The following is a 23,447-nucleotide window of genomic DNA, read 5'->3' as shown; positions in this document are numbered from 1 at the left end:
TGTGACAGTGATAGCTTCACAAAACAATCCAGCGGAGACGGGCTGAGATGTTGCGAGTTGCGGTGATCGGCGGCGGCCCCAGTGGCTCCTGTGCTGCCGAAATTCTGGCCAAGGCGGGAATTGAAACCTGGCTGTTCGAGCGCAAACTCGACAACGCCAAACCCTGTGGTGGAGCCATTCCGCTTTGCATGGTCGAAGAGTTCGACCTGCCCGACGAAATCATCGACCGCAAGGTCCGCAACATGAAGATGATCTCTCCTTCCAACCGGGAGGTGGACATCAAGCTCGATCCCCTCGGCTACGACGAAAACGCCTACATCGGCATGTGCCGTCGTGAGGTGTTCGATGCCTTCCTGCGCAACCGCGCCGCCGATCTGGGCACAACTCTGATCAACGGTCTGGTGCAGAAGATCGACACCGGTGCAGACCGTCAGGGCCCTTACACCATTCATTACGCCGACTACAGCGGTGGTGGCCCCACCGGTGAGCAGAAGACTCTGGCTGTGGATCTGATCATCGGTGCCGATGGCGCCAACTCCCGGGTGGCGAAAGCCATGGACGCCGGGGATTACAACGTGGCCATCGCCTTCCAGGAACGGATCAAGCTTCCTGCTGAGGAGATGACCTACTACCAAGATCTGGCTGAGATGTACGTCGGAACAGACGTCTCTCCCGACTTCTATGCCTGGGTGTTTCCCAAATACGACCACGTGGCCGTGGGAACGGGAACCATGCAGCAGAACCAGAGCCTGATCAAGGGTCTGCAAAGGGGCATTCGTGAACGGGCCAACAAGCGCCTGTTCCAGGGCGAAGTGATCAAGGTGGAAGCCCATCCGATTCCTGAGCACCCCCGTCCGCGTCGGGTTGTGGGCCGCATGGCCTTGGTGGGCGATGCAGCGGGCTACGTCACCAAGAGCTCCGGGGAAGGCATTTATTTCGCTGCCAAGAGCGGCCGGATGTGTGCCGAAGCGATTGTGGAAATCTCCAACAACGGTGCTTCCATCCCCACTGAGAAGCAGATCAAGTCGACCTATCTCAAACGCTGGGACCGCAAATACGGTGCCACCTATGCGGTGCTCGACATCCTGCAGCGAATCTTCTACCGCAACGACGCTGCCCGGGAAGCCTTCGTCGAAATGTGCGACGACAAGGACGTGCAGAAGCTGACCTTCGACAGCTATCTGTACAAGCGGGTGGTGATGATGAACCCCTGGCAGCAGATCAAGCTCACCCTCCGCACCCTGGGCAGCCTGATTCGAGGCGAGGCCCTAGCTCCGTCCGATTACAACCCTGTTCCTTCGGCCGTTGGCCGTTCCGACGGCGATTTCCTGGCGGAGGAAGCGGCCCAGCAGATCAAGGCACAGGCTGGCGAATCCAAAGGTTCCGAGTCGAAGGAAAAGGCCGCCGTCTCCTGACGGAGGCCGGCCCTCAACATCACTCCAACACCAACAACAATGCTGCTGGTCAGTTGCGCGACTCGATCGCCTTGCCAGCGGCATCCTTGATCCGCTCAATCCCCTGCTCAATGTTCTTGGCGGGGGATGTTTCTTTCTTGGTCGTCGACCAGACGTTGACGGCGTAAACGGCGGCAGCAGCCAAGATCAGCGCCGCAATCACGCTGCCCAGACCATTTCCTCCCTGGCGGATCACCACAGGCTGCTGGGTGGTGTTCGTCTGTTGAGCAGACATTGAGGCTGCTTGGACTGGCCCCTGCTTAGCCGCAGAGGCCAGGGCTGCCTTCATTTGGATTGAATCGATTCAAATTCGGCCAAGACCGAAGCCTGATTGCGCAGGACCGCCAACAGGTTGAGGCGATTGAGCCTCAGCGTGGCATCGTCGACCATCACCATCACGCTGGTGTCACCATCAAAGAAGGCCTGGAGCGCCGGGGTTGCCGCGACGAGGGCATCGGCAAGGGCCTGATACGACCGCTGCTGAGCCAATGGCTGCAGCTGCTCGAGAGCTGCGAACAGATCCTTCTCACTGGCGGACTCGAACCGTTCGGCCTCAACCACTTCGCCGGCCACAAGCTGATCGCGTGCCAGATCACCTTTTTCGGCAAGCTTCGCTGCCCGCTGCACCACCGCCTGGACGGCATCCAGCTGACCGCTGTCCCGAAGGTCACGCAACAGTTGAATCCGCTGCTTGACATCCAGGGGATCACTGAGCAGACGCTGGCTGGAGACGGCATCACCAGCCACAGCCTGCACCAGATCAGGCGCAAAGCCGTCGTCTTCCAGTTGAGACACGATCCGCTGCCGCATCAGCTGACAGAGGTCGTTATGCAGTTGGCTGGCATCCACCGCAAAGGCCGGGAACAGAGCAGCCCACTCCTCCACGGCGTTGCTGAGGAAGGCCATGAGGTCTAGGCGCCAGGCCATGCCCCAGAGAATCTGCACAACACCATTGCCGGCCCGCCGCAGGGCATAGGGGTCGGAGGATCCGGTTGGTCGCTCTCCCTTGGCAAAGATGCTGAGCAGCAGCTCGAGCCGTTCCGCCAAGGCCACAACGGCTCCCGCGGGGGTTGCGGGCAGAGCATCACCGGCTCCTCGGGGCAGATAGTGCTCCACCACAGCAAGAGCAACATCGCGGGGTTCTCCCTCCTCCAGGAGGTATTTGCCCCCCATCAGGCCCTGAAGTTCAGGGAACTCACCCACCATCTGGCTGACCAGATCGTTCTTGCAGAAATGAGCGGCACGCTGGGCCGCATCCACCACGCTCTGATCCAGACCGAGTTGCTTCAACAGCAGGCCCGTGAGCCGCTCGATTCGCTCGGAGCGGTCCAGAAGACTTCCCAAGCCTTCGGCGAAGGTGACACGGTCGAGAGCTTCACGTCGGGATTCGCTGGACTGACGCCGGTCAACATCGAGGAAAAATTCGGCATCCGCCAGGCGAGCTCCAAGCACACGTTCATTGCCGCGAACAATCAAGGACGACGCCGGGGCCAGGCCATTGCCCACCAAAAGGAACTGGGGCCGAAGCACAGCCTCAGCGGTGAGTCGGAGCGGATCAGCCTCCAGACCAGGCACCTGCAGCGGCACATAACGCTGGTGGGCCTGCATCACCGTGCTGATCACCTCCGGAGGAAGCTGGAGGAACCGCTCAGCAATGGTTCCCTCGAGAATCCTGGGGTCTTCAACCAGGTCCACCAGTTCCTCAAACAGCGACTCCGGACAGTCGGGAGTTCCGTTGGCGGCCTGTGCCGACTGGTCCAGGCTGGTGCGAATTCGTTTGGCCCGATCCGCACGATCGACAACAACGCCAGCGGCGGCAAGGGTCTCTCCAAACTGTTCCGCTGATGCGATGGAGAGGGGCTCGTCACCATGGAGACGGTGGGCACGGCTGAAACGATCGCTGCGGACCTCAGGGTCAGCGCCGCCCAGCACCACCGGGATCACCTCTGAACCCTTCAGCGCCAGCAGCCAGCGAATGGGGCGGCTGAAGCGCTGGGCTCCGGTGCCCCAGCGCATGAACCGCCGGCCCTGCAACGCATCAATCCATTGGGGGATCAGCCCCTGGAGCAGTTCAACGCAGGCTTGACCGGGGGTGAGCACGGTTGCGAAGACACAAGGCCCCTTGGGAGTATCACGCTGCTCAAGAGCTGAGGGATCAACCCCGCAGCGCTTGGCGAAACCGATCGCCGCTGGCCCTGGGACGCCGTCCTTGAAAGCCTGAACCACGGGAGGGCCCTTGCGGTCTTCCTCAAGATCGGGTTGGCGGTCCTCCAGATCAGCAACGGAGACCACCAGACGCCGGGGGGTGCCGAACACCGACACCGCTCCATGGCCAAGCCTTGCCTCACGCAGATCACGGCTCACCCGTTGCTGCAGCTGGTCAAGCGCTTGCCTGACGAAATCGGCAGGAAGCTCCTCGGTGCCGATTTCCAGAAGAAAGGTTGCCGTCACGCCAAGGTCAGAGCCGGAAGCGACTGTATTGGAAGCCGTTTCGCTACGTTCAAATCAAGAAATCCTTTTCGGGGTGGGGGAAGGCTCCTTGGCAGTGGCGGAAACAGGAACTCAATCGCTGTCCAAGGCGGAGCAGCGCAAGCTGGACAGCGACCATCTGCGCGACCCGTTGTTGAGCGAGCTCAGCAACGACGATGTTCGCTTCACGGAAGATGCCGTTCAACTGCTGAAGTTCCACGGCAGCTACCAACAGCACCACCGCGAACTACGCAAGACGGACAAGGTTCGCAGCTGGCAGATGATGCTGCGGCTACGCAGTCCGGGCGGACGCATCCCTGCCCGACTGTTCCTCGCCCTCGATGACCTCTCCAACCGCCTTGGGGACGGAACTCTGCGGGCCACCACCCGTCAGGCCTTCCAGATGCACGGCATCGCCAAGGCCGACCTGAAAGAGGTGATCGGCACCATCGTTCGCAACATGGGCTCGACCCTGGCGGCCTGCGGGGACATCAACCGCAATGTGATGGCACCACCAGCTCCTTTTGAGAAAGGCGGCTACCCCGTGGCACGGCGCCTGGCCGATGAAATTGCTGATCTGCTCAGCCCCGAAGCGGCCGAGGGGGCCTATCTGGACCTCTGGGTGGATGGTGACCTGAGTTATCGCTTCAAGCCCAGCCGAGCCGTTCAGAAGGCCAGGAAGCGGCAGAGCGAGGGCGGCGTTTTTTCCGGCAGCACTGAGGAACCTCTCTACGGGGACACCTACCTGCCCCGGAAATTCAAGGTGGCCGTCACCGTGCCGGGGGACAACTCTGTTGACCTGCTCACCCAGGACATCGGCCTGGTGGCTTTCACCGACCCCTCCGGCGATCTGCGGGGCTGCAACGTCTACGTGGGCGGTGGCATGGGCCGCACCCACAACAAAGAGGAAACCTTCGCCCGCACGGCGGATCCTTTGGGTTACGTCGATGCTGCCGACGTTCTGGATGTGGTTCAGGCGATCCTGGCGCTGCAACGGGATCACGGGGATCGAGAGGTGCGCAAGCACGCCCGCATGAAATATCTGCTGCACGACAAGGGCATTCAATGGTTCCGCGACACCCTGTGCGCGACCTACTTCAAGGGAAGCCTCAAGGGGCTGCGCAATGAGCCAAAGGCCAAACTTCTCGACTACCTCGGCTGGCATCGTCAAAAAGCCGGGATGTGGTTCGTGGGGCTGCCCCTGCTCTGCGGTCGCCTGAACGGGGATCTCAAGGCAGGGCTCAGGCAGATCGTTGAGACCTATCAGCTGGAGATTCGTCTCACCGCCAATCAAGACCTGCTTCTGTGCAACATCGGCACCGCCCAGCGGGCCAGCATTCGAACCCAGCTGGAATCCCTCGGCTTTGAGGCACCTGAAGCACCAGCACCCCTGGCCAGGCATGCCATTGCTTGCCCTGCTCTACCCACCTGCGGGCTGGCAATCACGGAATCGGAGCGCATCCTTCCGGATGTTCTGGAACGCCTCGATGCTCAGCTCCGGCGCCTCGAGATCGAGAAGTCTCTGCTCGTGCGCATGACCGGCTGCCCCAATGGCTGTGCCCGCCCTTACATGGCCGAGCTCGGATTGGTGGGGAACGGGGTCAACCAATACCAGCTTTGGCTCGGCGGCACTCCCAACCTCCAGCGTCTGGCGCGCCCCTACATGGAGAAGCTGCCCTTGGATGATCTGGAGACAACCCTTGAGCCGCTCCTCCTGAGCTGGAAAGCCGCCGGCGGCCGACGCAGCTTCGGGGACCACATCGAGAAGCTGGGGGATCAGGAAGTGAGCGCGCTGCTGACGGCCTCGGCATAGAGCGCCACCACTTCACCCCTTCGCCAGGCCCAGAGCTGATCACCGAACGAGTAGTGCCACCACTCGTTGGGATGCTGGGCGAAGCCGGCCGCTTCCATCACATCAGCCAGCAACTGCCGGCGTTGATGCCAACAGCGAGCCTCGAGATCCTCCCGAGCGGCGTAGTGCTGCGGTTCAGACACCGCACCAATGGCATCAATCTCTCCACCCATGGCCAGCGGCGTTCCATCACAGCTGCTGAGGGTGAGGTCGACCGCCGCACCGGTGCTGTGGGGGGGCGGCGTCGCGGGATCGCGACTGGGGTCGGCCCAGAAGCGCCCCACATCGGCCACCACCCGATCGAAGGCGTCCCCCGAGCGCGCTTCCACGCCGCGCTCGCGGCAAAGCTCCGAGATGCTGTGCTTCACCATGAAGGCCTGCACGGCGATGGGCCGCCAGGCATCAAAAATGCTCAGGCGCAGACTGGGATCGTGCTCAACCAGCTGCTGCTGGGCGTCTAGCAGGCGCTGAACCACCCCCAGGCGCAGTTTGAAGGGAGTCCCCGATGCCCCATAGGGGGCCCCAAGCGCCATGTACGGATGAGGCTCCATCCGCAACAAAGCTGGAGGCAGCTCTTGCATCGGCTCGCCGCAATCTTCGATGGGAATCGGGCTCCAGGGACGCATCGAGGCGGCAACAGATGGGATCAGTTCAAGGGGGTGCCGCCGCTGAGACGACGCTGCTGTGCATCCAGGGTCTCGCGCAGCAACGGGTGCTGCTCGAGCTCAGGATCGGTCTTCAACAGCTCTTGGGCGGCTGTTCGTGCATCCTCCAGAACGGCACCATCATCGGCGAGGCTGGCCAGAGCCAGATCAGGCAGGCCCGACTGACGGGTCCCCAGCACCTGTCCAGGTCCGCGCAGGCGCAGATCCATCTCGGCGATCTCGAAACCATCGGTGGAGCGCACCAGCACATCGAGACGCTGGCGGGCCAGGGGATTGGAGCTGCCATTGATCAACAGGCAATGGGAGGCAGCGGCGCCACGGCCAACGCGCCCCCGCAACTGATGCAGCTGCGCCAGGCCGAAACGTTCGGCATGGTCGATCACCATCACGCTGGCTTCGGGCACGTCCACGCCCACTTCCACCACCGTGGTCGACACCAGCACCTGAGTCGTGCCAGCAGCGAAATCGGTCAGCACCGCCTGCTTTTCAGCACTGGAGAGACGCCCGTGCAGCAAACCAACGGCCAGATCAGGAAAAACCTCCGAGGCCAATTCAGCGTGAACTTCCACGGCCGAGCGAAGCTCGAGCTTTTCCGATTCGTCCACCAGAGGCAGAACGACGTAGGCCCGCTGGCCCAGCTTCACCTCCTCACGGATCAACTCATAGGCCTTCTCCCGCTTCGCAGCCGTGAGCATGCGGGTGCGAATCGGCGTTCGCCCTGGCGGCAATTCATCGATCTGGCTGACATCCAAATCCCCATGCATCGAGAGCGCCAGGGTCCGTGGGATCGGTGTTGCCGTCATGGTGAGCAGATGGGGCTGCAAGCCCTTGTTGAGCAGGCGATCCCGTTGATGCACACCGAAACGGTGCTGTTCATCCACCACCACAAGCCCCAGGCGGTTGAAAACAACAGGATCCTCGAGCAAGGCATGGGTGCCCACCAGCACCTTCAGCGAACCGTTGGCCAGGTCATCCAGCAGCTCCCGACGGCGGGGCCGCGGCGTGGATCCCGTCAGCAAAGCGACGCTCACATGGAGCGGCGGCAGCCACTGGCAGAGGTTGCGGTAATGCTGCTCGGCCAACACCTCCGTGGGGGCCATCAGGGCCCCCTGCCAGCCCGAGGCAATGGTGCTGAGCAACGCTGCAATGGCCACCACCGTCTTTCCCGAGCCGACGTCCCCCTGCACCAGACGGGCCATGGGTTCGCTGCGCGCCAGATCAGCTTCGATCTCCTGAAACACCCGTTGCTGAGCTGCGGTGAAGCGGAAGGGCAGCAGATCCATGAACTCCCCCACAAGCCCGCTGGAGCTGGACTGGAGATCCAGATCCGGTCCCGTCCGGGAGCGCAGGGCCTGGCGTCGGCGCAACAGACCGAGCTGCAGGAGCAGAAACTCATCGAACACCAGCCGGCGCCGTCCCTGATCAAGGCTTTCGCGATCCTTGGGTGCATGCAGGGCCTGCAGGGCCTCCGACAGTGCCGGCAGCTGGAATTGCCGCTGCAGCAGGGCAGGAAGCGGATCAGGCCACGATGCCGCGAGGGGCAGGACCTGATCGATCAGGCTGCGGAACCGATCCGCGCCAACCCCTTCGGTGAGGGGATACACCGGGAGAAGCCGGCCGATGCTGGGGGATTGGACCGGAGACGAGGGGCTGTCCAGCACCTCGATCAACGGATCCTGAAAGGTGATGCCGTAGGGGCCGTCTTTCACCAGACCACTGACGGCCACGGTGGCACCAACGGGGTAGAGACGCTGCTGGCCTTTGAGGTAAGCCGGAGAACTGAAGCGTTTGCCCGCCAGGAAACGGCTCACCTTGAGGCGACCGGTCGGGTCCTGGAGCTGGAGCTCAATGATGGCGAGGTTGGTGTTCCGTGGGCTGACGAATCCGTTGCAACGGCGAATCGTGGCGACGATCGTGGCTGTTTCCCCCGACACCAGCGCCTCAATGCGGCGCATCGCGGAGTAATCGACATGGTCGCGGGGGTAATAACGGAGCAGGTCACGCACCAGAAGCAGGCCGATCGAAGCCAGCCGTGCCGCGAATTTCGGACCCACACCACGGATCTGGGTGATGGGACTATCGAGCTGCAGTGGTGAGCTGGCACGCTGCTGGGGCGACGCCTGAACCTTGAGGCGTGGCGGTGCCATAGGAGCCGAGGGTTCCAGGCGATGGCGCAGCTCATGCAGCCACTGACGGGCATCGGTGACCAAGCGACGGCGGGCAGGATCAGCGAGCTCCGGATAGTCGGCAAAGCCAGAGCTGAGCTTGGACATGCGTTCACTGACCCCCTGGGGGAAGGGAACGGCCGGAGGCGCTGCGAGTTGCTGCTGCAGAAAGGCGTGAAAGCGCTGCTGGCGACCCTGCAGATTCTGAAAACCACGGTCGGCCTCCAACCCCAGCGAGCGCTGAAGGGGAAGCATCCAGGTGAGGAGCAGCGACAGCTGCTCGCTGGTCAGTCCCCGCTCAGCTGCTGCGTTGAATCCGATGGGGTCTGCCAATGGGTCCGGGCCTCACGATCCAGGGAGCGACGCTGCCAATGACGCTGCTGCCGCACCATTGTGAGCAGAGCATGGTGGTGAGCGCGCAATCGTTTGCGGCACTGACGCAGACGTGGGCTGTCGAACTCCAGATCGTTGCTGCGTAAGAGCACACAGAGCACATCCATGCCCTGGTCGAGCTCACCGACGGCCAGAGGGAGGCGCAGGCGAAGCACGTTCGTGGCGGTTGGCTGCGTTTCGACCTGCCCCTTCAGGACAGCATCCAGAAGGCTGATAGGAAGGAGGGTCTGGGCCAGTCCTGACCGCAGCATCTGCACATTCACCGCATGGGACAGGTTGCGAAGGCGTCGCTCAAGCGCCTGATCCATGGCCTGAATCCAGTGCAACAGCGCATCCGGTTCATTCGGGAGAAAGTGGTCGTTGCCGTCCAGCGAAGGATCAAGAACAGCACCGGGATCAAGGGGCTGTTGGGCCTGCTGCATCGCATCACCGGCCAGCTCGAACAGTGAGCGGAGCACATCCAAATCACCCGAAGATTTGTTGTCTGCAGGTTCAGGGACGGATTCTTTAACGGGGTCCGGGGAAGCGGTCCTCGGGGGGGATTCAAGCGGTGAAGCCAAGCTCAACTGAATGGATCCGCTCGGTTCGTCCCGTGGGAGCTCAGAGGTGGGTGGCTCGGGTTCAGGCGCACTCTCCTGGGACTGGCGACTGAGCTTCTGCAGCATGCTTCTGCTGGCATGGGCCTGCTGGCGCCGTTGCTCCTGCTGCATCTGCCCCACCAGCTGCATCAGCTGCTCAACTGTGAGCAGAACGCTGCAGCGGTCGATCAGGTCTGTGACCGCTGCATGGAAATTCTGACGGGTCGACTCCGGCAGCCGACCAAAACGGGAGGGATCAACCTCACCGAGAAGATTGAACAGGGCCTGACGGGTGGCTCCTTCCAGCAGTTCCCGCAGCACCTGAAGATAGAGAGCCTGCTCCCTGTACAGGGCGATGGCCCGCAGCCGGCACAACCGTTGAAGGCGTGCCAGCTGTTCTGACGGGTCGTAAGCAGGCCTGACGTCCGGGTCGGACAAGGGAATCAGCCGGCGTTCTGCATGGACGCCACTTCAGCAGCGAAATCGTTTTCCTCCACCTCGATGCCCTCGCCCAAGGTGTAACGGGTGAAGCGACGAACTTTCACGTTCTCGCCGATCTTGCCAGCGGTTTGCTTGACGAGGTCAGCAACGGTGATGGAGCTGTCCTTGATGAAGGGCTGCTCCATGAGGGCGAGTTCCTTGAGGCGCTTGCCGATGCGGCCCTCAACGATCTTTTCCTTCATCTGCTCAGGCTTGCCCTCGAGATCGTCACGACCCATCTCGATCGCCTTTTCCCGCTCACGGATCTCGTCGGGAATCTCGTCGGTGGTGACGTACTCAACATTGGGGCATGCCGCCACCTGCATGGAGACATCACGCAGCAGCGACTGGAACATGTCGCCCCGGGCCACGAAGTCGGTTTCGCAGTTCACCTCAACCAGCACACCCACGCGGGCACCGGTGTGGATGTAGCTGCCGATGGCACCCTCGGCGGCGGTGCGGCCGGATTTCTTTTCAGCGCTGGCGATGCCTTTCTGGCGAAGCCACTCAACGGCCTTGTTGGCATCGCCTTCCGTGGCGGCCAGGGCCTTTTTGCAATCCATCATCCCCGCGCCGGTCTTGTCGCGCAGTTCTTTGACAAGCTTGGCGGATACGGCAGCAGCCATCGGTCGGAGCAGTGAGAAGGGAAATTGAATCGCCGCCGATTCCCTGGTTGGAATCAGCGGCGTGAACTTAGCGGTGAGAGGAGATCAGCCTTCGCTGTCGCCACCACGCTGATCGTTGGAACCGTGGCGGCCCTCATTGATCGCATCGGCCAGACGGCCCAGGATCAGTTGCACAGAACGAACGGCATCGTCGTTGCAGGGAATCGGCACCTCACAGAGGTCCGGATCACAGTTGGTGTCCAGCATGGAAACCAGAGGGATGTCGAGCTTGCGGGCTTCGAGCACCGCATTCGACTCACGACGCTGGTCCACCAGGACCACAACATCGGGAAGGCGACGCATGTTCTTGAGGCCACCCAGATACTTCTGGAGACGCTCGAGTTCGCGACGCAGCACCGCACCTTCCTTCTTGGGGCGCATGGCGATGGCGCCGCTGGACTCCATCCGCTCCAGATCCTTGAGACGGTCGATCCGCGCCTTCATGGTGGTCCAGTTGGTGAGCATGCCGCCCAACCAGCGCTGGTTCACGTAGGAGGCTCCGCAGCGGGCAGCTTCCAGCGCCACAACTTCAGAGGCTTGCTTCTTGGTGCCAACGAAAAGGAAACGCTTGCCGCTGCGTGCCGCAGAACGGGTCCACTTGTAGGCGTTGTTCATGCAGACGGCGGTCTGCACGAGGTCGATGATGTGAACGCCGTTGCGCGCGCAGTAGATGTAGCGCGACATCTTGGGGTTCCAACGACGGGTCTGGTGCCCAAAGTGGGCACCAGCCTCCATCATCTCGGCGAGGGTGACGACAGCCATGGTTTGAGGGTTTCGGGTTCGCCTCCACCTGCCAGGGACCTGAACAACCAGCAGGAGCTGGTCTCACGGTGCACCCGAAACGGGCAGGTGTGCGGAGTGAAAGGACCTATAGAAGGTATCAAAACGTTGATCAGCGAAGCCCTGCCGCTCTGGCTTCACGGAACAGGGCACGCACACCGATGCGATTGAGGGGCAAACGAAGCAACTCCATCGCCGTTCCGGGATAGCCATGCCGGATCAGCCAACGGAGCAGCGGGCGAAGGCTTGAGGGATTGATCAGCCCACCGAGGGTGAGCACTTCCCAAAGGATGCGATGGAACCAGGTGAACTGGATGATCAACCGCACCCGCCTGGTGGGATGTTTGCGGTAGAAAACAAGCCCCATACGGGCCCGTTCACCCTCCACTTCCACAAGTCGGGGGATCTGGTCGAGGCTGAGGGCGGGGTGCCAGTGATAACCGACAGCATCCGGGCACTTCACCAACTCAACCCCCATCCGCCGCAGACGCTCACCCAGTTCCAGGTCCTCCCAGCCATAGAGGCGGAAACCAGTGTCAAACAGGCCTGAGCGCTCCAGCACCTCCCGATCAATGGCCACATTGCCGGTGGCGAAATAAGCCCAGGACAAGTCTCGTAATTTGTGGCGCTCCGAGCAGGGTGCTTCGAAGTTGGCGGTGTTAATGACAGCGCCGTAGGTGAAGCAGAGCCGATCACCACGCCGTTGCCAGCACTGCTGCAACGCCCGTGCATGGGTGGCCAGAAAGGTTTCTGTGACCACCAGATCGCTGTCGATGAAGACGATCACATCGCCACGGGCGTGATCCACACCGCGGTTTCGGCCCTCGGCAGGACCACCGTGCTCCTGCTCGATCAGGCGCACATGGGGAAAACGCTGGGACTGCTCGCTCAGCCATGACGGCGTTCCATCGGTGGAACCGTCGTCAACCACAACAACCTCGTAGTCCTGAAGAGCTCCAGCAAGCTGCTGATCTTCCAGTGCCGAGAGGCATTTCTCGAGGATCGGGCGTCGGTTGTAGGTCGGAATAACGACGCTGACGAACATCGCGACGGCCGATGCAAATGGCCACCCACCCTACGAACAACAAAAAAGGGGCCCGCAGGCCCCCCCCTTTTTGATGCATGGTCTGATCCGTTGATCAGTCGGCGGCACCACCATTGTTGGCGGTTCCGGTCACACCGTTACCAGCGCCTTCACCACGGCCATCGTTCCGCATCTTGCGCTTCTTGAACTTGCGCGCGTAGGCGCGGTTCCGCTCCTGCTTTTCTTTCTTCAGGTTTCTGCGCTTGGCCATGCGGAACTGCGGGCTCTGATGTCAACTTTCATCGTACTAAACAGCATTCTTTAATCGCCCGTCCTCCATCTGAAGCAGGCGATCGGCCACATCAACGATGCGCGGGTCATGGGTCACCATCAGCACCGCGCAGGATTGTTCACGGGCGAGTCGGCGAAGCAGCTCCACCACCTCCCGGCCCGTACGGCTGTCCAGGGCAGCGGTGGGTTCGTCAGCCAGGAGAAGGCGGGGCTTGGCGGCAAGGGCACGGGCAATGGCGACCCGCTGCTTCTGTCCACCGGACAAGTCATGGGGGACTTTGGCCATGTGGTCCTCCAGGCCAACGGCACGGAGCCACTGACGAGCCTCATCCCGGCGCGCCCTGTAACTGAGATCAGGCAGAAGATCGGCTCCCATCTGCACGTTCTGTTCAGCCGTGAGGCAGCGCAGAAGGTTGTGCCCCTGAAAGATCATTCCAATGCGCCGGCGCACCTGCTGGCGGCGCCGACGGCCAGCGCCATGCAGGGACTCACCAAGCACCGACACCTCACCCTGCTGAACCGTCCGCAAGGCGCCGATCAAGGTGAGCAGTGTTGTCTTGCCACAGCCCGAAGGACCGGTCAGCAACACCACTTCGCCCGGCTCGATGCTGAAGCTGATGTTCTGAAGAACCGCGCGGCGCATCTCCCCTTGGCCGAAAGCGTGGGAGAGGTTGTCGACAACAACAGCTGCCATCAGAAGATCTCCGCAGGGTCTGCATCGATGAGACGACGCATGGCCAGGAACGACGACAACATGCACATCACCAGGATCATCACCAGAACGGTCAACGCCCGGGACAGATCCATGCCGACGGGCAACTTGGTGGCGTCACGAACGAACCAGTACAGCCCCTGACCGGCCATGTAGGCGGGGACGTACCCCATCGCCGCCAGATAGAAGCCCTCACGAACCACCACTCCCAACAGATGGCTGAGGCGATAGCCCATGGCCATCAAAGTGGCGTACTCCGGCAGGTGATCACTCACATCGGTGTACAGCACCTGATACACGATCACGCAGCCCACCACGAAGCCCATGGCGGCGCCGAGCGTGAAGATGAAACCGATGGAGGTGCTGCTCTTCCAGTAGTTCTGCTCGAAATCGATGAAGCCCTGCTTGGTCAGCACCGAAACATCCTTGGGCAGTCGCTGTCTCAATCGGGACACCACCCGCTCAGGATCCGCGCCGGGCTTCAACCGCACTAGACCCACTTCGATCGCCCCAGGCGGCTTCTGAGGCATCAGATCGAGGAACGTCTCCGTGCTCGTGAGCAGGTTGCCGTCGGCACCGAAGCTGGTGCCCAGGCTCACCAGACCCGCCACCCGGACGCGGTTGCCAGCGATCTCGGTTTCCACCACACGGCCATCGCGATACCAATCGGCAATCGGTCCGAATTCAGGACGTGACAGCTGATCGAAGAGGATCCGCCCCTTCTGCTTGAGAGCGTCAGTTTTCTCAGCCAGGGAGGGATCGACAAAAAAGGGGTCGTCGGGATTGAAACCCAAGGCCAGGATCGACCGGTTGCGCCGCGTTTCCGGGTTCCGCCACAGCATCAGCCCCCAGTGCACCGGGGTCACCCCATCGACGTCTGGATCAGCCAGGGTCTGAACCAGCCGCCGCCTTGGAAAGGCCTCCATGCTCACGGAGCTGGCGGAGCGGGGACTGATCAGAACAACATCAGCATCAAACAGCCGGTGCGCTGTGACGCTGGCGTCAAAGAGGCCATCACGGAATCCAAGTTGCATGAACATCAGAATTCCCGCGAAACTGATGCCAGCAAGCGCCACCAGCAAGCGAACGGGCTGGCGCGTCAGCAACAGCCAGGAGAGGGGAATCCGACGCCCCCGCCAGATCCGGTTCATGGATCGAAGCGGGCGATCACCTTCAAACCCGCCAGACGACTGACCTTGGCGGCATCTTCAGGATTCAACACCACATCAACCATCACAACGCGGGCGTCGGCATCGCCGGTGGGATCGGTGGAGAGAACAGACCGTTGTTCCACCTGCGGGCTGATGCGCAGGACGCGCCCGACGAGTTCACCTCGGAAACCACCGTTCTCGCTGATGAGGCGCACGGACTGGTCGAGCCGGATCAGGGAGATGTCGGATTCGTAGACCTCGATGCTGGCCTGCATCGCCTGATTGGCCCCCACATCCATCACCCCCTCTGCACCAGGGCGCTCGCCTGCACGGGCATGCAGCTTGAGCACAACACCATCTAGTGGCGAGATCAGCTGACTGAGCACGAGGTCGGCCTGAAGCCCTTTGCGCTCCGCCAGGGCCTGATCCCGCTGTCCCTGAAGACGAACCAGCTCCTCACGCTTGTTGTCCACCAGAGTCAATTCGGCCGCACCCCAATCGGCGGCTTTGCTGAAGCGCTCCACCTCAAGGGCCTGTAGCTGTATCTCCTGATCGAGGCTGCGCAGCTGCGCATCGACGCGCTCCAGATCAGCGAGGAGTCCATCCCGGTGATCGAAGGACGCCAACACCTGGCCGGTCTTGATCAGATCACCCTCATTCACCTTGAGGGCTGCCACCCGGGGTGTCCCCGCCATCCCGGCATTGGGAGCCGCCAGATTGCGGATGTCTCCAGCGGGCTCGAGCTGCCCAAGGGCGGCAACTGCTTCCGGACGAACCGTGGGTGCAGGCGTCGTTTCAACCGGCTTGGGTTCGGGCGTCGGCCGCAGCAACCAGCCGCCGATGACCGCAATGACCAAACTTCCAGCCAGAACAGACCAGCGCTTGGGGGTCATCAGAGTTCCGGAGGGTTGTCGAACAGAAGCATGTCGATGTAGCGATCGGCCCAGGCTGAATCGAAGGCCTTCTCGAGCACGCGGCGGGTCTTGTCGTTGCGTTTCTGCTGAAGGCAATAGTTCAATTGACCTTCGTACCGGCGGACTGTAGTGAGAGCCGTGGACGGTTCGGGAGTGGCCTCGATCACGCTGGTGGCCATCACCTGCAGGTAGTGGCTCACCAGTTCCTGAAAGGCTGTTTCCTCGTCAGCACCATCGGGGCGGATGAAGCACACCTTGTTCGAGAAGATGGCTGATCCCCAGGCCGGCAGCTCCCGAACCTGACGGAACGCCGGCCATGGCCTGGCCTCAAGCCGCTGGATCAGCTGCTCCGGCAAGGCATCGGATGTGGGTGAGAGATCGACGATCGCGGCGGATACGCCAGCGGGGCCGGCCACGATGTCGGCGCCAAAAATCGGTAGGTCGTACTGGGGATCCGGGAACCAGACGCTGTGAAGGATCTGAAGTCCGTTGCCGAGTCGCGCCACCTCCAGATGCAGCTTGCGAAGACCGACACAGCGGAACAGCTCGTTCCCGATCGATAGGCCTTCACCATCGAGTTGCCCCTGGATGAAGCGCAAATCCTCGTCACAAGGAAGTATCTCCAATCCCGGTAATCCCGCCCAGGCACTGCGGATCGACGCCGCCAAGGCATGCACGAGGGGATGCTGTCCTGGCGGTGGCGCCAGCGGCTTGGGCTGCATCGAAGGGGCAGGCACAGAATGGAACTTTGCCACGCAGTTCTGAACCTTCCGTTCTCCGGTCCCCAACTGGACCATTGGACCCTCCCCAACGGAGTGCGCTGCGTGACGGCGGACATGCCGGATGCACCCCTGACCTGTCTCGATCTCTGGTGCCGTGCCGGCAGTGCCAGTGAGCAGCAAGGGGAAGAGGGCATGGCCCATTTCCTGGAGCACATGGTGTTCAAGGGAAGTGAGCAGCTGGCCGCAGGGGCATTCGATGAAGCCATCGAAGCTCTGGGGGGCAGCAGCAATGCCGCCACAGGCTTTGATGACGTTCACTTCCACGTGCTGACACCCCCGGATCGATCCCGCGAAGCGTTGGATCTGTTGTTGGAACTGGTGTTGCAGCCAAGCCTCGAGCCTGAGGGGTTCAACACGGAACGGGGGGTGGTGCTTGAAGAGATCGCTCAATACGCCGATCAACCCAATGAGCAGGTGCTGCAACTGCTGTTGAGCAAGGGCTGTGACCAGCACCCCTACGGCCGACCCATCCTGGGCACCCCCCGCAGCCTGGAGGCCATCACGCCCGAGGCCATGCGGGCGTTTCATCAGCGGCAGTACCGCGGTTCCAACTGCTGCCTGGCGATGGCCGGGCCTTCGTCAGCGGAGCTGCGCAGTGCCCTGGGTTCCTCGGCTCTGGCGGACCTCCTGGATGCGCCTGAGCCCTCATCAACGTCATCACCCCTGAGCGTGCGTCCTGGACGCGAAAGCGTTGTTGTGGACCGGCTCGAATCCGCCCGACTGCTGATGCTCTGGGAAGCTCCACGGGCCCAGGATCAAACAGGCGTGATGGCCGCTGATCTCGCCACAACCCTGCTGGGGGAAGGACGACGCAGTCGTCTCGTGAACCGCTTGAGGGAGGAACTGCAGATCGTTGAAAGCGTGTCGATGGACCTCTCGGTTCTGGAGCAGGGAAGCCTGATCACGCTGGAGGTGATCTGTCCAGACGAGCATCTGGAGGCTGTGGAAGACGAGGTGAACCGGCAGCTGCGCGCCATGGCGGAAGAGCTCGTCAGCGATCAGGAGCTGAAACGGGGCCAGCAGCTGGTGAGCAACGGACTGCGCTATGCCTTGGAATCGACGGGCCAGGTGTCTGGGCTCAGCGCCAGCCAGACCCTCTGGGACCGGCAGCAGGATCTGCTCCATCCTCTTGCTTTCCTGCCGCCATGGACGGCCGAGCGGCTTCGCTCAGACCTGTTCCCAAGGCTTCAACCCGAACAGGCGTTTGTGCTGACCGCCCAGGCCAAGACGAAACACGGATGAGCAACCCCGAACTGCTGATCGAACCGGTCTCAAGCCCGGGGATTCTGGCCGCGAAACTGCTGCTTCCTTTCGGCAGCGCCGACGACCCTGCAGGAACACGGGGTGCCCATGACCTGCTGGCATCTCTGCTCAGCCGCGGCTGTGGACGACACAACCACGTTGACCTGGCGGACCTTGTTGAGGGATGCGGAGCAGGTCTGCGCTGCGATGCCCAGGAAGATGCGCTCGTGCTGAGCCTGCGCTGCACGGTGGAAGACGCGGAGCAGCTCCTTCCCCTGCTGGCCCAGATGGTTCGTTCCCCCCAGCTTGAGCCTGGCCAGGTGGCCCTTGAACGTTCGCTCACGATTCAGGCCTTGCAACGGCAGCGGGAGGACCCCTTCCATTGCGCCACGACCGGATGGCGGCAGCTGACCTATGGCAACGGGGGCTACGGCCACGACCCGATGGGCATCGCTGAAGAGCTGGATGATCTGGATCGGGAGGCACTTCTCCCCCTGGCCGAGCGGCTACCGAGGGCATCGAGCGTTCTCGCCCTGGCGGGCAGCGTCCCACCGCAAATCATCGACACGATTGGCTCCCTTGAGGACTTTCGCGACTGGCCAGAAGGGAGCGGCAACGATCGCTCAGGCCGCCGTCCCTACGCCGAAGCGGTGGGAACCGAAACGATCCAGCTCGAAGCGATGGACACCGAACAGGTGGTTCTGATGCTTGGGCAGGCGACGCTGGGGCATGGACACCCGGATGAACTGGCGTTGCGACTGTTGCAGTGCCATCTGGGCGTGGGCATGTCGAGCCTGCTGTTCCAGCGCCTGCGGGAAGACCACGGTGTGGCCTACGACGTGGCCGCGCACTTCCCTGCCCTGGCAGGACCGGCGCCCTTTGTGCTGATGGCCTCGAGCGTGGAGGAGCGCTCAGAGCTCGCGCTGGACTTGCTGCTGAACATCTGGGACGAGCTGAGTGAGCAACCCCTCAGTGAGGCCGCACTCGAGCTCGCACGGGCAAAGTACATCGGTCAGCTCGCCCAGGGCCTGCAGACCTGCTCCCAACGGGCAGAGCGACGGGTTCAGCTGAAGGCCCAAGGGCTCCCCGACGATCATGACCAGCGCTGTGTGCGGGCCCTTGCGGAACTGACACCGACGGATGTGCTCCATGCCGCCCAACGTTGGCTGAGGGAACCACGACTCAGCCTGTGCGGAACCTCCGCTGCACTGAAGCAGCTCGAACGGCGCTGGGATCGGCGGGACGCTGCTTAGTCCACCTCAGCTGCATCCACCGGATCCAGCCGATCGAGGGGGATCAGAAACGTGCCCCGGCGAAAACGCACAGCAACCGTGTCCATCGGATGAAGAGCAACCACCTCGCCCACTTCACCGGCGGCCACCAGATCCGGCGGTCGCAGCATCGGCATCGGATCCGCCGACTTGAGGTACGGAAGCTGCTGCGACAGGCGCAGCTGATCACCAATCGATACCGACATCTGAACTGGGCAGGATCTGCATTGTCGAGCAGGATGGGCCGAGTTGAGTGAGTGATGTGAGGGCTCTCGCCTCCTGGTGTGGTGCCCTGGCGGGTCTGCTTGCCATCCTCATCGGTGGTCTTGTGCCGGCCGCGTTGGTCCTGCCTGCTCCCGAGCCCATCCTTCTCCCCCTGCCGGTCACGTGGCAGGTGCCAGCGTTGCTTCTCTGCGCCATGGTCAGTGGCCCGCGTGCCGGCGTGATGGCCGCTGTTGGCTATCTGAGCCTGGGATTGTTCAGCCTGCCGGTGTTCCATGGCGGTGGAGGGCTGCACTACATGCTTGAACCGGGTTTCGGCTATCTCGCGGGCTTCGTGCCCGCAGCCTGGCTCACCGGTCGACTGGCGCAGCAGGACGGCATGGATGACCTGCCCAGACAGTCGCTCTGTGCCCTGGCAGGGCTGCTCGTTCTCCAGATCTGCGGGGTGCTGAATCTCGCCCTCGGGGCGGTGCTGGGGCGATGGAGCCTTGGTTTCCCCGAGCTGCTGATGCAGTTTTCAATCGGTCCGCTACCGGCTCAGATGCTGCTCTGCATTGGTGCAGGATTCCTTTCAATCGTGCTGCGTCGGTTGCTGATCATCGAGCCATGACAAGACCACTTCCACGTCGCTCAACCCTGCTGATTGCCCTGGTGATCGTGGTGGTGGATCAGCTGAGCAAGGCGGCGGCCTCGAGCGCTTTGCGAGGGGGTCAATCCCTCCCCCTGCTGCCACATCTGCTCTCGCTGCAATTGGTGCACAACACCGGCGCGGCCTTCAGTGTTCTGCAGGGCTCCACTGCCCTGCTTGGGCTGCTCAGCCTGGGGGTGGGCATCGGGCTGATCCTGTGGATCTGGCGTGAACGGGTGCTGCCGTTCTGGCAGGCCCTCGCCGCAGCAGCGCTTCTGGGTGGAACCGTGGGCAATGGGATCGACCGTTGGCGTCTGGGCCACGTGGTGGATTTTCTGGCCCTCGAACCGATCGATTTCCCGATCTTCAACGGGGCGGATGTCGCCATCAATCTCGCCGTGCTCTGCTTTGCCATCGACCTCTGGACCCGCCGGGGTGATACCAGCCTTCGTGACAACAGCCGTGGCTGACCCAAACTTGCCCTGAGGCTGGTGTGACGCAGGCATGAAACGCCAAACCCGGTTGCTGATCGGTCTCGCCGTTGCCTTTGTGGCACTCGTGCTGATCGGCGCTGCCGTTCAGACCATCCGCAGCCTGCTGTGGGATCTGAGTTACTTCCTGCCTCCCTGGTTGCTCACGCCGGTGCTGCTGCTGGGGCTCGTGCTGGTGGCCACCCTGGCGGTGCAGGTGGGTTGGCCGATGTGGAAACGCCTGAAATCACGCCCAAGCCAACACCCACGCCAAGCCACCCCGGCTCCACAGAACCGGCGGGATGCCGCGACCACCAGCCTCGGCCATGTGGATCGTCTGATCGAACGCATTCAGAACGACATCAGTCGCCGCAGCCTTCAGAACGAACGCGACCGGGTCGCCGAGGAACTCAAGCGAGGCGATCTGGTGGTTGTGGTGTTCGGCACTGGATCCAGTGGCAAGACATCGCTGATCCGTGCCCTGCTCAATGAAATGGTCGGCGATGTGGGAGCGCCCATGGGCGTGACCAAAACCAGCCGCGCCTACCGCCTGCGTTTGAAAGGCCTGGAGCGTGGTCTTCAGCTCGTGGACACCCCAGGAATCCTGGAAGCCGGAGACGAAGGACTCAGCCGGGAGGAAACAGCCCGTCGTCGGGCGGTTCGTGCCGATCTGTTGATCGTGGTGGTGGACGGGGACCTCAGAGCCTCGGAATACGCCGTCGTGACCTCGCTCGCCGGGCTCGGCAAGCGGCTGCTCCTGGTGCTGAACAAGCGGGATTTACGCGGAGTTGACGAGGAGAAAAGGCTCCTGCAGGTGCTTCGCTCCCGTTGCCAGGGACAGCTCAACGCTGCTGATGTGGTGGCCTGCAGCGCCTCTCCTCAATCGATTCCTCAACCCGGCCTTCGCCCGCTGCAGCCGCTGCCTGACGTCAGCGATCTGCTGCAGCGCCTCGCCGTTGTGCTGCACGCCGAGGGCGAGGAATTGATTGCCGACAACATCCTTCTGCAGTGCCGATCCCTCGACAGCCGCGGGCGTGACCTGTTGAACGACCAGCGGTCTCGGGAAGCCAAACGCTGCATTGACCGCTACAGCTGGATGGGAGCGGGGATTGTCGCTGCCAATCCGCTGCCCGGGGTGGATCTGTTGAGCACCGCAGCTGTAAATGCCCAGATGATCCTGGAGATGGCCAAGATCTATGGGGTCGAGATGTCACGTGATCGCGCCAAGGATCTGGCCCTGTCCCTTGGACAGACCCTGGGCAAGTTGGGCATCGTCAAGGGGGCCATGAGCTTGCTGGGCACCAGCCTGAGCCTGAGCTTGCCCACTCTGGTGCTGGGGCAGGTGCTCCAGGGGGTGGTGACCGCATGGCTCACCCGAATCGCCGGAAGCAGTTTCATGCGCTATTTCGAACAGGACCAGGACTGGGGTGACGGTGGCATGCAGACCGTGGTTCAACAGGCCTTTGAGCTCAACCGACGGGAACTCTCACTGCAGCGCTTTCTGGCCAGTGCCATGCGGCAAGTGGTTGAACCGCTTCAGCAGTCGGCGGCGGGACGTCTCCCCCCCCGGCCAGGGCCTCAGCAGGAGGGGGAAGCATCGGCCCCCGGGCATCCAGAACGGTGATCAGAAGCAGATAGAGCACACCAATCGCCACTGAGATCGCCCCGGTGACGATGGCAACCCAGCGTGAACCCTGCTGCTGTTCCGGCATCGGAGCGTCTCGAACGATGGCGATTGTGAACGATCAGGCTGGAGCCAGCGATTGATTCAGTCGTCCCGACAGGTCGCTGAGGTGCTGAGCCGTGGTGTGGGGGTTTCCAAAAACCGCCTTGAGGCAGAAACGGTCGCCGTAAAAGGGTCGCGACAGCATGTAGCCGTGAGACAGCAGCATTTGCCGGGTGTCTTCACTCCAACGGCCGGCTGCAGCAGCATCTCCATGTTTGGGATGAAAGGCCAGCAGGTGCAGGTCACCCGGCAGCAACGTGAACTTCTCCGGGTCTAACTGGGCTGCGAAGGCGTTTCGCCGTTGCAAAGCTCCGCTGAGCGTTGCTTCGATGCCCGCCTCGCCCAACTGGCGTAGGCCCAGCCAAAGCTTGAGGCTCTCCGCAGGTCGGGTGCCCTGCAAGCCGATCTCCCCGCCGTGATCCATCCCCTTGGGCGCCTCCATGTAGGGCAATCCTGTTGAAAAGGCCTTACGGAGATGGGTTCGATCCCGAAGCAACAGCAGGGATGACGCCTTGGTGATGCCCAGCAATTTCTGGGGATTCAGCGTGATCGAATCGGCAGATTCCATGCCATCCATCAGAGAGGCATGGCGGGCCGTGAGGGCGAACACACCGCCGATGGCCGCATCAACGTGCAACCAGACCTCAGCATCACGGCAGAGGGTTGCCAGATCCGACAGAGGATCAATGGCTCCACGCACCGTGGTGCCGGCCGTGGCCACCACCGCCAGACAAGGCCGCCCCTCCGCTTGCAGAGCTCTCAAACGCTTGGCCAAAGCCTCGAGGCAAAGGCCACCATCCGCGGCCACGGGAAGCGTCTGAAGGGCATCATCCGCCAGCCCCATCACCTTTGCGGCCTTGTTGATGGAGACGTGAGCGTCTTGGCTGCACAGCAGTACAGGATCCCGATGGGTGGCCCCCAACGCCGCCCGTGCGGCCACCAGGGCCATGAGATTGCTCAGGGTCCCGCCGCTGGCCAGCACCCCTCCGGAACCGGCGGGCAAGCCAATCCTGTGGCAGAACCAGCGGCAGAGGTCATGTTCCAGGCCGGTCAGACCAGGCGAAAGCTCCTCGGCCAGGAGGTTGTTGTTGAGACCTGCACAGACCAATTCCGCTGCAATGGACGCGGTCAGCGGGGGCGGATCGAGATGGGCGAGAGCACCGGGATGGGACGGCTGATACGCCCCATCCATCACCTGCTGAAGATCACTGAGCAGCGATTCAACGCTGGCCCCATCAAGCCCTGGTGCCACGTCAGGCAAGGGCCGCATGACAGGGACCGGGCTTGATCGATCAGCGGAGCCGATCCAACGGCAGAGCAGATCCGAACTGCGATGCAGGAAGTTCCTCAGCACCGGGTCTTCGGCCGAGGGGATGGCGAACGGAGCAAGCCGATCCGGTGGGTGCTGAGACTCGGAACAGGCTTGCAACGGAGACCCGTGAACTGCACCGATCTTCGCGTCTCGTGGGATGGTGCTCAAAGGACAACGTGGAACAGCAGTGGATCAGCGGGA

The 23,447-nt window shown here is 62.4% G+C and carries 22 protein-coding genes; 7 read left to right on the top strand and 15 right to left on the bottom strand.

The window, feature by feature from the left end; genetic code table 11:
- Positions 1-47 precede the first annotated feature (47 nt).
- Positions 48-1,415 carry a geranylgeranyl reductase gene (gene chlP, locus SynA1544_RS06500; RefSeq protein ID WP_186515260.1) on the top strand — a complete coding sequence of 456 codons (1,368 nt, stop codon included), beginning with the start codon at positions 48-50 and terminating at the stop codon, positions 1,413-1,415.
- A 49-nt stretch (positions 1,416-1,464) separates the two neighbouring features.
- Here the strand turns inward: chlP and SynA1544_RS06495 are convergent, their stop codons facing one another.
- Both SynA1544_RS06495 and glyS read right to left on the bottom strand, forming a co-directional pair.
- A complete protein-coding gene (locus tag SynA1544_RS06495; protein WP_255477758.1) occupies positions 1,465-1,689 on the bottom strand; it encodes a hypothetical protein in 225 nt (74 codons plus the stop codon).
- 50 nt (positions 1,690-1,739) lie between these two features.
- Complete coding sequence (glyS, locus tag SynA1544_RS06490) at positions 1,740-3,905, bottom strand: glycine--tRNA ligase subunit beta (protein WP_186515259.1); 2,166 nt, start codon at positions 3,903-3,905, stop codon at positions 1,740-1,742.
- Positions 3,906-3,993: 88 nt separating this feature from the next.
- Here glyS and SynA1544_RS06485 point away from each other — a divergent pair, with 88 nt between their 5' ends.
- The gene (locus SynA1544_RS06485) at positions 3,994-5,736 is read left to right on the top strand and encodes an NADPH-dependent assimilatory sulfite reductase hemoprotein subunit (RefSeq protein ID WP_186515482.1); all 1,743 of its coding nucleotides are present in this window, start codon (positions 3,994-3,996) and stop codon (positions 5,734-5,736) included.
- Here the strand turns inward: SynA1544_RS06485 and SynA1544_RS06480 are convergent.
- The 11 genes from SynA1544_RS06480 to SynA1544_RS06430 all read right to left on the bottom strand — a co-directional run bounded on the left by SynA1544_RS06480 (position 5,700) and on the right by SynA1544_RS06430 (position 16,315).
- Entirely contained in the window at positions 5,700-6,401 is a 702-nt protein-coding gene (locus SynA1544_RS06480) for a M15 family metallopeptidase (RefSeq protein ID WP_186515258.1), read from the bottom strand. The genes SynA1544_RS06485 and SynA1544_RS06480 overlap by 37 nt on opposite strands.
- Positions 6,402-6,421: 20 nt before the next feature.
- Entirely contained in the window at positions 6,422-8,860 is a 2,439-nt protein-coding gene (gene recG, locus SynA1544_RS06475) for an ATP-dependent DNA helicase RecG (protein WP_255477782.1), read from the bottom strand.
- A 32-nt stretch (positions 8,861-8,892) separates the two neighbouring features.
- Complete coding sequence (locus SynA1544_RS06470) at positions 8,893-10,014, bottom strand: hypothetical protein (RefSeq protein ID WP_186515256.1); 1,122 nt, start codon at positions 10,012-10,014, stop codon at positions 8,893-8,895.
- Positions 10,015-10,019: 5 nt separating this feature from the next.
- Complete coding sequence (gene tsf, locus SynA1544_RS06465) at positions 10,020-10,682, bottom strand: translation elongation factor Ts (protein ID WP_038555235.1); 663 nt, start codon at positions 10,680-10,682, stop codon at positions 10,020-10,022.
- 84 nt (positions 10,683-10,766) lie between these two features.
- A complete protein-coding gene (gene rpsB / locus SynA1544_RS06460; protein ID WP_006850376.1) occupies positions 10,767-11,483 on the bottom strand; it encodes a 30S ribosomal protein S2 in 717 nt (238 codons plus the stop codon).
- A 130-nt stretch (positions 11,484-11,613) separates the two neighbouring features.
- Entirely contained in the window at positions 11,614-12,546 is a 933-nt protein-coding gene (locus SynA1544_RS06455; protein WP_186515255.1) for a glycosyltransferase family 2 protein, read from the bottom strand.
- A 94-nt stretch (positions 12,547-12,640) separates the two neighbouring features.
- Positions 12,641-12,796: a hypothetical protein gene (locus tag SynA1544_RS06450; protein ID WP_006850288.1), complete on the bottom strand. Its 156-nt coding sequence runs from the start codon at positions 12,794-12,796 to the stop codon at positions 12,641-12,643.
- 36 nt (positions 12,797-12,832) lie between these two features.
- Positions 12,833-13,510: a DevA family ABC transporter ATP-binding protein gene (locus SynA1544_RS06445; RefSeq protein ID WP_186515254.1), complete on the bottom strand. Its 678-nt coding sequence runs from the start codon at positions 13,508-13,510 to the stop codon at positions 12,833-12,835.
- Positions 13,510-14,679, bottom strand: a complete 1,170-nt coding sequence (gene devC / locus SynA1544_RS06440) for an ABC transporter permease DevC (protein ID WP_186515253.1) — start codon at positions 14,677-14,679, stop codon at positions 13,510-13,512. The genes SynA1544_RS06445 and devC overlap by 1 nt, the downstream gene beginning before the upstream one ends.
- Entirely contained in the window at positions 14,676-15,572 is an 897-nt protein-coding gene (locus SynA1544_RS06435) for an HlyD family efflux transporter periplasmic adaptor subunit (protein ID WP_186515252.1), read from the bottom strand. The genes devC and SynA1544_RS06435 overlap by 4 nt, the downstream gene beginning before the upstream one ends.
- Positions 15,572-16,315, bottom strand: coding sequence for a phycocyanobilin:ferredoxin oxidoreductase (locus SynA1544_RS06430; RefSeq protein WP_186515251.1), 744 nt, complete (start codon positions 16,313-16,315; stop codon positions 15,572-15,574). Before SynA1544_RS06430 ends, SynA1544_RS06435 begins: the two co-directional genes overlap by 1 nt.
- 18 nt (positions 16,316-16,333) lie before the next feature.
- On the opposite strand from SynA1544_RS06430, the gene SynA1544_RS06425 reads away from it, so the two are divergent.
- Together SynA1544_RS06425 and SynA1544_RS06420 are read left to right on the top strand one after the other, a co-directional pair.
- Positions 16,334-17,617 (top strand): pitrilysin family protein, encoded by a 1,284-nt coding sequence (locus SynA1544_RS06425; protein WP_186515250.1) that lies wholly within the window; start codon positions 16,334-16,336, stop codon positions 17,615-17,617.
- A complete protein-coding gene (locus SynA1544_RS06420; RefSeq protein ID WP_186515249.1) occupies positions 17,614-18,870 on the top strand; it encodes a pitrilysin family protein in 1,257 nt (418 codons plus the stop codon). The genes SynA1544_RS06425 and SynA1544_RS06420 overlap by 4 nt, the downstream gene beginning before the upstream one ends.
- Here the strand turns inward: SynA1544_RS06420 and SynA1544_RS06415 are convergent.
- Positions 18,867-19,094, bottom strand: a complete 228-nt coding sequence (locus SynA1544_RS06415; RefSeq protein WP_006849608.1) for a DUF3148 domain-containing protein — start codon at positions 19,092-19,094, stop codon at positions 18,867-18,869. The two genes, SynA1544_RS06420 and SynA1544_RS06415, sit on opposite strands and share 4 nt — an antisense overlap.
- Positions 19,095-19,150: 56 nt before the next feature.
- Here SynA1544_RS06415 and SynA1544_RS06410 point away from each other — a divergent pair, with 56 nt between their 5' ends.
- From SynA1544_RS06410 to SynA1544_RS06400, 3 genes are read left to right on the top strand one after another with little or no spacing between them, the layout of a single operon-like run.
- Positions 19,151-19,720, top strand: coding sequence for a biotin transporter BioY (locus SynA1544_RS06410; protein WP_186515248.1), 570 nt, complete (start codon positions 19,151-19,153; stop codon positions 19,718-19,720).
- Positions 19,717-20,208: a signal peptidase II gene (lspA, locus tag SynA1544_RS06405; protein WP_186515247.1), complete on the top strand. Its 492-nt coding sequence runs from the start codon at positions 19,717-19,719 to the stop codon at positions 20,206-20,208. Before SynA1544_RS06410 ends, lspA begins: the two co-directional genes overlap by 4 nt.
- A gap of 34 nt (positions 20,209-20,242) precedes the next feature.
- On the top strand, positions 20,243-21,832 hold the full coding sequence (locus SynA1544_RS06400) for a YcjF family protein (protein ID WP_186515246.1): 1,590 nt from the start codon (positions 20,243-20,245) through the stop codon (positions 21,830-21,832).
- Between the two features lie 121 nt (positions 21,833-21,953).
- Here SynA1544_RS06400 and SynA1544_RS06395 read toward each other — a convergent pair whose 3' ends face one another.
- Positions 21,954-23,363 (bottom strand): aminotransferase class V-fold PLP-dependent enzyme, encoded by a 1,410-nt coding sequence (locus SynA1544_RS06395; protein ID WP_186515245.1) that lies wholly within the window; start codon positions 23,361-23,363, stop codon positions 21,954-21,956.
- Between the last annotated feature and the right edge of the window lie 84 nt (positions 23,364-23,447).

The organism is Synechococcus sp. A15-44, assembly GCF_014280115.1.
In the GTDB taxonomy this organism is placed as follows: Bacteria; Cyanobacteriota; Cyanobacteriia; order PCC-6307; family Cyanobiaceae; genus Parasynechococcus.
The sequence above is the reverse complement of the archived record's forward strand: the minus strand, read 5'-3'. Positions and strand labels throughout refer to the sequence as shown.